This is a genomic window from Roseicella aerolata (assembly GCF_020523605.1).
Taxonomy (GTDB): Bacteria; Pseudomonadota; Alphaproteobacteria; order Acetobacterales; family Acetobacteraceae; genus Paracraurococcus; species Paracraurococcus aerolatus.
On sequence record NZ_JAJAQI010000088.1, the window covers coordinates 1 to 8,715 of the forward strand.

9 protein-coding genes are annotated in these 8,715 nt (G+C 70.7%); 1 reads left to right on the plus strand and 8 read right to left on the minus strand.

What is annotated here, in order from left to right:
• Nucleotides 1-103 precede the first annotated feature (103 nt).
• A complete protein-coding gene (locus LHA35_RS27050) occupies nt 104-925 on the minus strand; it encodes a hemerythrin domain-containing protein (RefSeq protein WP_226614241.1) in 822 nt (273 codons plus the stop codon).
• A gap of 502 nt (nt 926-1,427) precedes the next feature.
• Here LHA35_RS27050 and LHA35_RS27055 point away from each other — a divergent pair.
• On the plus strand, nt 1,428-1,757 hold the full coding sequence (locus LHA35_RS27055; RefSeq protein WP_226614243.1) for a hypothetical protein: 330 nt from the start codon (nt 1,428-1,430) through the stop codon (nt 1,755-1,757).
• 192 nt (nt 1,758-1,949) lie between these two features.
• On the opposite strand, the gene LHA35_RS27060 is transcribed toward LHA35_RS27055, so the two are convergent.
• From LHA35_RS27060 to LHA35_RS27090, 7 genes are all read right to left on the minus strand, one after another.
• On the minus strand, nt 1,950-2,924 hold the full coding sequence (locus LHA35_RS27060; protein ID WP_226614245.1) for a Bug family tripartite tricarboxylate transporter substrate binding protein: 975 nt from the start codon (nt 2,922-2,924) through the stop codon (nt 1,950-1,952).
• A gap of 305 nt (nt 2,925-3,229) precedes the next feature.
• On the minus strand, nt 3,230-4,198 hold the full coding sequence (locus tag LHA35_RS27065; protein ID WP_226614247.1) for a Bug family tripartite tricarboxylate transporter substrate binding protein: 969 nt from the start codon (nt 4,196-4,198) through the stop codon (nt 3,230-3,232).
• The gene (locus tag LHA35_RS27070) at nt 4,195-4,611 is read right to left on the minus strand and encodes an aconitase X swivel domain-containing protein (RefSeq protein ID WP_226614249.1); all 417 of its coding nucleotides are present in this window, start codon (nt 4,609-4,611) and stop codon (nt 4,195-4,197) included. Before LHA35_RS27070 ends, LHA35_RS27065 begins: the two co-directional genes overlap by 4 nt.
• Nucleotides 4,608-5,858, minus strand: coding sequence for an aconitase X (locus LHA35_RS27075; RefSeq protein WP_226614252.1), 1,251 nt, complete (start codon nt 5,856-5,858; stop codon nt 4,608-4,610). Before LHA35_RS27075 ends, LHA35_RS27070 begins: the two co-directional genes overlap by 4 nt.
• An 85-nt stretch (nt 5,859-5,943) precedes the next feature.
• Nucleotides 5,944-6,756 carry a segregation/condensation protein A gene (locus tag LHA35_RS27080; RefSeq protein WP_226614253.1) on the minus strand — a complete coding sequence of 271 codons (813 nt, stop codon included), beginning with the start codon at nt 6,754-6,756 and terminating at the stop codon, nt 5,944-5,946.
• Nucleotides 6,746-7,393: a hypothetical protein gene (locus LHA35_RS27085; protein WP_226614255.1), complete on the minus strand. Its 648-nt coding sequence runs from the start codon at nt 7,391-7,393 to the stop codon at nt 6,746-6,748. The genes LHA35_RS27080 and LHA35_RS27085 overlap by 11 nt, the downstream gene beginning before the upstream one ends.
• Nucleotides 7,390-8,352, minus strand: a complete 963-nt coding sequence (locus LHA35_RS27090) for a site-specific integrase (RefSeq protein ID WP_226614256.1) — start codon at nt 8,350-8,352, stop codon at nt 7,390-7,392. Before LHA35_RS27090 ends, LHA35_RS27085 begins: the two co-directional genes overlap by 4 nt.
• Between the last annotated feature and the right edge of the window lie 363 nt (nt 8,353-8,715).

The window sequence follows — 8,715 nt, forward strand, 5'->3', positions numbered from 1 at the left end:
GCCAAGCACGAAAGGAGGCCACAACCCACCTGACAGAAGCCGAAAACCCCGAACTTCCAGCCACAACCCGGGTCAAATCCTCATGGCAATCCCGGGTCAGCTCTCAGTGGCAATCAACAGCAACAGAGCCGCCTGCCTGCTGCAGGCTCTGCATGGCCCCCATCCAGGGCCACAGGAACATGTCGGCGAACGTCGGTGCCGAAGCCTGCGCCGGAGAGCGCTGGTCCATGTTGCCGCTGGCTTTGGCAGCCCCCGCCACGAGGCGGGTAGCTTGCTGTGCCACCTCGGCGGCCGCCTCCACCGGCTTCCGCGCTGCATCGGTGAGCCGCTCGGCTGTTTCGCGGGTGCGGGCTTCGACGACTGTCCGCTCCTGCTTGGCAGCCTCAGCCTGCTCGACCCGCAGCTCGGCCTGCCGAGCCAGGAACTCGGCTTCCTCGCGCTCCCGCCGGGCCTTGGCCCGCCGCTCGTCCACCTCGTCCTGCTTAGCCTGCTCGGCCTCGGCGAGACCGGCTTCCATCCTCTCGGCGACGCCCTGCACCTGCTCCTCGCTGAGCGCCCGCTGCACCGCCGGCAGTAGCTCGCGCTTGTCGTCCCGCGCGTGCTGCCGGAAAGTCTTCTGCAGCTCCCTGAGCCGCTCCGGGAAGGTCTCGTCGTTCTTTGGCAGGGCGTCGAGCTCGGTTAGCTTCGCGCGCAGCTCCTTGTTGTCTCTGATGGCGTCGGCGACCAGTCCCCTGGTCTCAGCGTTGCGCCTGAGAACCGGGAAGAGGTGCTCCTCCTCGAGGCTCGTGTGCAGCTCGAGCTCAGCCTTGAGTTCGGCAAACAGCTTCTCCCGGGTCTTCACCGCGCCGTCCGAGGTCTCGGAAAGCCGGGCGAACAGTTCATTGGCCTTGGCCGGGCCGGCCAGCATGAGGGTTCGGAGATTCATTGTGATGTCCTTGTCCTGCTGCGGTGCGAGGCCAGCGACTACGTACTTTGAATACGGCGCCGGACGGAGCATGCACCTCGTCCTTCGGCTCATATGGCGCATGACATCAGCAAGCTGACATTCCGCACATTCCACTTGCTGCGCCGCAGCAGGACAGCGCCCGGGCAGGCGTAAGGTTGCACCGCAACATAGGCGCAGTGGTCAGCGCGGCTGCGGAATTCCTACATTCGGAAAGACCGCTGCCCTAAACATGGGACGCTATCGGCTTCGCCAGCGGGTCAGGTAGGTCATCGAGGTCCGGGCGCGGGCAACCCGGGAGGTTGGGATAGCCGGCACTCCACCACCCGGCGCGCTGGCGCTGCCGATCGGCTCAAGCTTGGAGCGCCAGCCTTATGCCAACCGCCTCGGATGCCGACCGGTGGAAGCGCCGGGACGATATGGTTCTGGTGTGACCGCCCCGCCCGGCCCATAGGACGGGCCAAACGCATGGAAGATCTGTCTGATGGACAAGGATGAGCTGACCGCCTGGGCCGTGAAGAATGGCTGGCAGGTGATGGCTGGCGCGCCGAGCCTCACCAAACCGTCCGCGCCCAAGGAGGCCATCGTTCGGATGGTCTTCAAAGCGACGGTGGTAAACCTTGAGGTCAAGAAGCCCGCGGGCAAGTGCGAGAAGATTTCTGGCGAGAGCTATGCCAAGGTCCAGCCCGATCCCGACACGGGCGTTCCCCAGGGCCTCGGCTTCGAGAAGATCCCAAGCTTCTCCATGCTGATGCAGGAGAACAAGGACCGGCAGATCTTCGCCAACATGGGCGGGCCGCCGAAGCGTCGTTAAGGGCCACCTGGATGGCGGCCTGCCCGCCTCAACGGGCTCGACGCAGGGACCTATCTGCGCGACGTCATCAAGCGCATCGCCAGATACCCTATTGCGCACGTCGCGGAGTTCCTGCCCTCGAACCTCGAGCCCAGCGTGCCGTGATCTCCCTGATGCAGCGCGGCGCCCGAAGCGTCGGCGCGCGGGGCGCCGCTACTCGGGCTGCACGCCTGCCGCGCGCAGAATGGCTGTGTAGCGCTCGACGCTCTCGCGCACCAAGGCCATCACCTGCTCAGGGGCCTCGAATCCTGCCCGCGGCGCGACACCGGCCACCTGAATGAGCTTCTCTGCACTCTGCTGGATCGCGGCCCGGAAGGCGGCGCCCAGCGTAGCCAGCACGGGCGCCGATGTGCCGCCAGGGGCAAGGATGGGGAAAAACTCCTCGTGGATCAGTCCTGGCAAGCTGGCCTCGGATGCGCTCGGCACGTTGGGCAGCGCCGGGGTGCGCTGCTCCGCGAGTACCGCAAGCGCGCGCAGCCCTCCGTCGCGGATCTGCCCGATCGAGGAGGCCATGGTCGGGGTGCCACCCTGCGCCTCCCCGGCGACCAGCGCGGCGACGCTCGGACCGCCGCCGCGGTAATGCACCACCTCGACCTCCACCTTGGACGTGGTTCGGAACAACTCCCCGCCGAGGTGCACGCCGCTGCCCTTGCCGGCCGTGGCCAGGTTGTAGCGACCCGGATTGGCCCTCAGCAACGTCACCAGCTCCGGCGCCGTCTGCACCGGCAGCCGTGGATTGACGACGAGCACATACGGCGAGAAGCCAGCCACCGCCACGCCGACGAAGTCGTCGACCGTCTGGTAGGGCACGCGCGCGACGATCGCGGGTATCGTCGAATGCGAGCTGTTGATGAGCACCGTGTACCCATCCGGCGCCGCGCGCGCGGCATATTCGGCGCCGATCACGCCGCCGGCGCCGGCGCGGTTCTCGACAACGACCGGTTGGCCCAGCGCTTGGCTCGCCGTGTCCGCGATGATCCGTCCGACGATGTCATTCGAGCCGCCGGGGGCGAAGGGGACAATCAACCGGATGGGCCGATTAGGCCGCCAAGCCTGCGTCGCCTGCGCACGGCCGAGCGACGGTGCGAGGCCAGCAGCAAGGACAAGGGCTCGGCGGTGGATGGTCATGCGAGGAGTCTCCCAGGGGTCGGCTGCACTGCACCCCGGAGGGGCGACGCGCCATTCTTGTGGTCGAACCATACCGCGGTCGCGGGCGGGTGGCAGACCCGGCATCGATCATCCGCCCAGGCCACGCCATATAAGCGAAGGTTGGGACGGGGCCCCGCTTGGGAGCCGATCCACAGCCAACGTGCTAAACCGTATGCTGGACCTCGGATGACCGGAGTACGTGCGCATCGCGTAACCCGCAACACGGGTAGGGCTCAGCGCGCCCGATCCGCCGACCCATGCAACACGCTGCCTCCCAACTGGACCTACTCGGCTGTCGCCCCCGAGGCGCGCACGGCGGCCCCCCACTTCGTGGTCTCCGCGCGCCGAAAGGTTGCCAACTCGCCGGAGCTCATGAACAGCGGTGAGATGCCTAGCTGCGCTAGCCCATCCCGCCAGCTCGCATTGTCGGAGATACGTCTGATCTCGTCGGCAAGCCGCGCGATCACCGGTCGCGGGAGCCCAGCAGGTCCGACCACGGCCCACCAGGCAACCATCTCATGGTTCGCAACGCCGGCCTCCCGCATGGTTGGTGTTGCCGGCAAGGCCGGGCTGCGCACCGGAGCCGAGACCGCCAGAGCCCGCAGCCGTCCCGCCGCGATCTGGCCCAGCGGAGACTGTACCGGGTCGAACATCGCGGGGACATGGCCTGCCACCAGATCCTGCAGCGCGGGCGCGCTGCCGCGATAAGGCAGGTGCTGCAGCTTCGCGCCCGTCAGGGTGCGGAACACCTCGCCCGCCAGGTGCCCCGGCGTACCCGGCCCAGCCGTGCCATACGGCACAGGGGCAGCTTGGACCTGGGTCCAGGCGACGAACTCCACGACGGTCCGCACGGGTACCGCGGCATTGACCACCAGCGCTACCGGCGCGCCCGCGACCAGCGCGATGGGGGTGAAGTCCCGCTCCGGATCGAAAGGCAGGCTGCGGTAGAGTGACTGGTTCACCGCCAGCACGCCGACATTGGACAACAACAGGGTGTGGCCGTCCGGCGCGGCGCGGACCACTTGCTCGGCACCCAGATTGCCGCCGGCGCCGCCACGATTGTCGACCACCACCGGCTGGCCCAACACATCCGACAGGCGCTGGGCCAGCGGCCGCGCCACGAGGTCAGTGGGCCCACCAGCTGGAAAGGGCACCACCAGCCGGATGGGCCGTTCCGGTTGCCAGGCCGGCTGCGCCAGGGCTGCCCTGGACAGGGTGCTCAGCCCCGCCAACAGCCAGCGGCGGGGGATCATACCGCCCGGCGCAGCAGTTCGACGACCAGCCGGCCAGGATCGACCCGTACCCAGTCACCGGTACGCAGCACCGTGCGCGGGTCGGGCGCCCAGCCTTCCGTTATCGGGATCCCGGCCAGCACCGCGCCCTGCACCATCACGGGGTTGGTCACGCCGAAGCAGAAGGCACGCGGCGCAATGCCCTTGGCCTGAATATCGTAGAAGGCCCAGCCAGCGGCGATGCCGCCCTTCGCGGTGGGGAAGAAGCAGATCCGGTCCTTGATCGACAGGCCTTCCAGCCGGTGGCCAGGCTTGGTGATCACCCCACTCCAGCGGTCGAGGTCGTAGCGTGGCGAGAAGCCCTCGTCGGAGACGATCGCCTCTCCCTCCACCACCGAGCCGAAGCCCCGGGTCAGCCGGAGGAGAGCCGTCATGCCAAGCGTCCCGTGCAGGCGATCTCTACGCAGTCCGCGGTCCGGCGCAGGATGGTGCGGAAGCGGTGGGCGCCGATGATGTTCACGATCTTGGCGCTGTTGCTGATCATGTTCTTCCACCCCTCCCGCTCTCGCATCTGGCTCAGGTTCTGCAGGATGTAGAAGCAGACACCCTCCAGCACGCAGACCCCGGCAGCCTCGAGTGGCGCGAGATAGCCGAGCTTGCGGGCGGCACTGAGTACCCCGTTGGAGGAAGTCACGAACACGGCGGTGCCGGGCGCCACCCGCCGTCCCTCGAATAGCCGGCCGAGGTCACGCAGTTCGAACAAGGAGAGCTGCGGGCCGCTGAACACCACCAGCCGGGCATCGCCCTCGCCCAGGTCGTAGCCGGCGTAGACCAGTTCGATAGCGGCATCGTCGACCACGAGCCGCTCCACATCTCTGGGCACGCTGCCGCCAAAGGCGGCCTCGAGTGTCGGCGCCTCCGGCGTTAAGCCGACGAAGTGGAACATGCCCATGGAACCGTAGGAAGCGAGCGCGGCGCCGAGTTGCTTCAGCTCGTCGGCCAGCGGCGTCCGGCGGAAGCCGGTGAAGACCGGCACGGTGTAGTAGCTCTGGTGTCCCTCACCGACGATCTTGCCGAGTGCGCCCCAATCGGCGAGGTCGGCGAGCGTTGCGCCAGCGATGTCCACGATGAAGCTGCCGCGGCGGTGCTCGTCCAGGTGGAAGCCGTATTCCGGCGTGCGGCCGGTGATGGCGGCGGCCAGCGCGGCCGGGCCGCTCTCGAAATTCGTGCGAGCCCCGAAAATGCTGTTGGCGTAAATGCAGGTGCCGGTATCACCCCAGGCCACCCGCTCCCCGAGATGCGGCTGGTACAGCGTCTGGTAGTTGATGCAAGTATCGGTGGTCATCACCGCCATGCCCTGCAGGGCCGCGATCACCTCTCGCTCCTTGGCACACTCGCTCGGATCCTGACCGAGGCGGTCGGCCCAGGCGAAGTCGATGCAACGGGCATTAGTGGTGATAGGGATGCGGGCGAGGGCGCCGGCACGCTGCATGTCCTGCAGGAAGGCGAGGCCGGCATCCCCGAGAACCTCGATGTCGCCCATCATGTGCGCGTTGGTGATTGGCACCATGCGTGCCGCACCGAAGAACCGGCCGACCTTCACCTGGTAAGCCAGCGCCCGCTGCACCGCCGGCCCCTCGGCGCCGTCCAGCATGGCCTGTTCCGTGGCGCTGAGCTGCATGGGCCGTCGCCCTCCCGTGTTTCCCAGAAGCTATCGCTGAACGCGGCCTGGGAACAGGCGCTGTTCGTGCATGGCCATGCTGGGGTCACGGTCGCCGGTCGGCAGAGACCGGATCCAGAATGACTTCACCAAAAGGACTTTCCTGCTCCAGCGTGACGGCGCCGTCGCGGCTGAGCTCGAGGCCGGCGAGCAGGGTGCTGGCGAGGGCACTGCGCCGCCACAGGGCGGCCCCCGCCCCTGCCGGCATGGGCGGCAGCAGCTGCTCCAGCGCGGCGCCCGCAGGCAGACCGGGCAGCAGGGCGCGGAGCCGCGCCAGCGCCTCCGGCGCCCGCCAGAGCAGGGGCGGGCGCGGCCGCCAGACCCGCTCCCGCACCGGCACCTCGAGCAGCCTGAGGCAGGCCCGCAGCAGCTCGGTGACGTCGGCCGCCGGCTCGGCTGTCGCTTCCGGCTCGGCCAGGCCACGGGCGAAGACCTCGCGCCCCAGCTGCGGGCGCCGCTCCAGCCAGTCCGCGAGCCGCCGGGCCGCCGCCCGGTCGGCCAGCCGCCGGCGCAGGTCGGCGGCCTCCCGCTCGGCCGCGGCGCTCTCGGCCGGGCCGGCCGGCAGCAGCAGCCGGGCGCGCAGCGCCAGCAGCCAGGCGGCCATGACCAGCCAGTCCGCCAGCCGCGACAGCGGCACCGCCCGGCGGGCGATGGCGGCGTCCAGCACGGCGGCGAACTGGGTGGCGAGGTCGGTGACCGAGAGCCGCGCCAGGTTGACCCGCTGCGCCCGGGCCAGCTCGAGCAGCAGGTCGAGCGGGCCCTCCCAGGCCTCGAGCCGCAACAGCGGCGCGCCGCTGTTGCCGACCGCGGCGCGGGGCGCCCCGGCCAGCGCCGCGGCCTCCTCCGTCTCAGGGGTCATCGTAGCGCGGCGTCATCTCGAGCCGCAGGCCGGGCCAGCGGGCGCGCAGCGCCAGGAGGGCGCGCCAGGGGGTCCAGTCCGCCGCCCAGAAGCCCACCCAGAACAGCCCGGGATCCGGCTGGCGTGGCCTGCCCCGGCCGGGCACCGGCAGCTCGACCACGCCACGGGGCGCCTGCGTGGTGCCCCAGCTCTCCCAGAGCCAGGCGCGGCTCTCCGGCGCCTCCGGCCCGAGCCGCAGCAGCGAGGGCGGCACCGGCAGCAGGCTGTGCAGGCAGAAGGCGCAGGCCCGGCTCGTGGCGGCCCGCTCGGCCAGCAGGCGCTGGCGCGCCTCGGCGGCGTCGCGCAGCTGGCCGGCCAGGATGCGGCAGCCCTCCAGGCTGAGGCGGCGCCGCTGCGGCGCCGCCGGCGCGGCCAGGCGGTGGAACCAGTCCTCGGCGGCGCTGCCGAGGCTGTCCGTCCAGGGGATCACCCCGGGCCCGGCCGCCGCCGCCCGGAAGGCCGCGACATCAGCGGGACCGCCGCTCACCCGCAGGTGGTGGTACAGCCAGTCGGGATGCGGCAGGGCCATGACGCCGGCGTCCTCGGCGCAGCCACTCCCCTCCCCTGCCCTCGCCGCGCTGGCCACCGCGCGGCTCACAGGCCGAGCAGCCGGACCGGGCTCTCGGTCAGCAGTTTCGCCCGGCGGACATAGCCGCGCATGGTCTTCAGGTCGCGGTGGCGGGTATGCGCCATGATCTGCTCATCCCGCGCCCCGGCCTGGTAGGCCTCGGTCACGAAGCCCGCCCGCAGCCCGTGCGCCGAGAGCCGCTCCAGCGCCCCGACCGTGAGGCCGGCCGCCGCGGCGCGGCGCTTGAGGATGTGCCCGACCGCCTCCGGGGTGAGCGCCCGGCTCTCGACCGTGCCCCAGCGGTCGACCTTGCGGAAGACCGGGCCGAAGCGGCAGTCGCTCATCTGCAGCCAGGCCTCGAGCGCGCGCACCGGGCAGGTCTCGGGGCGGCGGCCGCGGGCGATGCCGATCGTGGCCCCCTCCCCCGCGGCATCGCCCTTGCTGCGCGGCAGCAGCAGGCGCAGGCCCTCGGGCGTGACGGTGACGTGCTCGCGCTCGATCGCGACCAGCTCGCTCCGCCGCAGCGCCCCGGCGAAGCCGAGCAGCAGCAGGGCGCGGTCGCGGGTGCCGGCGAGGCCGCGGTCGCAGCCGGCGAGCAGGCGGCGGATCTCGGCGGTGGTCAGCGCCGCCGCCTGCCGGGCCGGGGTGCCGTGCCGGCGCAGGATGCCGCGCAGGGTGTGGCGGATCGCCGGGTGGCCGGGGTTCCAGGGGTGGCCGGCCAGGGCATGCGCCCCGCCGATGGCGGCGAGGCGGCGGCGGAGCGCGCTGCGGCCGTGGGTCGTGGCCAGGGCGGCGAGGTAGGCGGCGATCGCCTCCGGTGCCGCTGGCAGCGCCGGGTGGCCGTGCTGGCGGCACCAGGCGGCGAAGTCGGCCCAGTCCGCCCGGTAGGCCCGCCGGGTCGCCGCCGAGAGGCTCTCGGCGGCGTAGCGGGCGGCCTCGGCTGCGGTGGGGAGCGGCGCCGGGAGGGCGTGGGCGGGCGGGCTGGACATGTCGGGATTCCAGCAGCTTGCGGCGATTGCGGCAAGCTTTGTGGCAAGCGGCGCTCACTTCCGATAACCCGGTCTTATCGGAGGTCAGCCGGAACCGCTCAATCTGCCTAATGAGACCTGTGCGCGGATGTGTTTGGACGCGCTGCGCCGAGGCTGATTCGATTTTCGTGCAGACGGCGGAGGTCGGCATGGCGCGGCGGCGGATCGGTCAGGAGGACCTCATCGCACGGCCGGAGCCGCGCGCGAGCTATGGCCGAAACTGGGTGATGGCGGGCTGAGAGAGGCGGCGTATCGAGGCGGGTGACGAGCCTGCCAGGACCTCCCGAAGGAGCGATACGCCATGACGAGCGATACCACGGTGGT

Bases quoted from the DNA above. Each gene is read 5' to 3' on its own strand.
- LHA35_RS27050 (WP_226614241.1), bottom strand. From the start codon at position 925: ATGAATCTCCGAACCCTCATGCTGGCCGGCCCGGCCAAGGCCAATGAA.
- LHA35_RS27055 (WP_226614243.1), top strand. From the start codon at position 1,428: ATGGACAAGGATGAGCTGACCGCCTGGGCCGTGAAGAATGGCTGGCAG.
- LHA35_RS27060 (WP_226614245.1), bottom strand. From the start codon at position 2,924: ATGACCATCCACCGCCGAGCCCTTGTCCTTGCTGCTGGCCTCGCACCG.
- LHA35_RS27065 (WP_226614247.1), bottom strand. From the start codon at position 4,198: ATGATCCCCCGCCGCTGGCTGTTGGCGGGGCTGAGCACCCTGTCCAGG.
- LHA35_RS27070 (WP_226614249.1), bottom strand. From the start codon at position 4,611: ATGACGGCTCTCCTCCGGCTGACCCGGGGCTTCGGCTCGGTGGTGGAG.
- LHA35_RS27075 (WP_226614252.1), bottom strand. From the start codon at position 5,858: ATGCAGCTCAGCGCCACGGAACAGGCCATGCTGGACGGCGCCGAGGGG.
- LHA35_RS27080 (WP_226614253.1), bottom strand. From the start codon at position 6,756: ATGACCCCTGAGACGGAGGAGGCCGCGGCGCTGGCCGGGGCGCCCCGC.
- LHA35_RS27090 (WP_226614256.1), bottom strand. From the start codon at position 8,352: ATGTCCAGCCCGCCCGCCCACGCCCTCCCGGCGCCGCTCCCCACCGCA.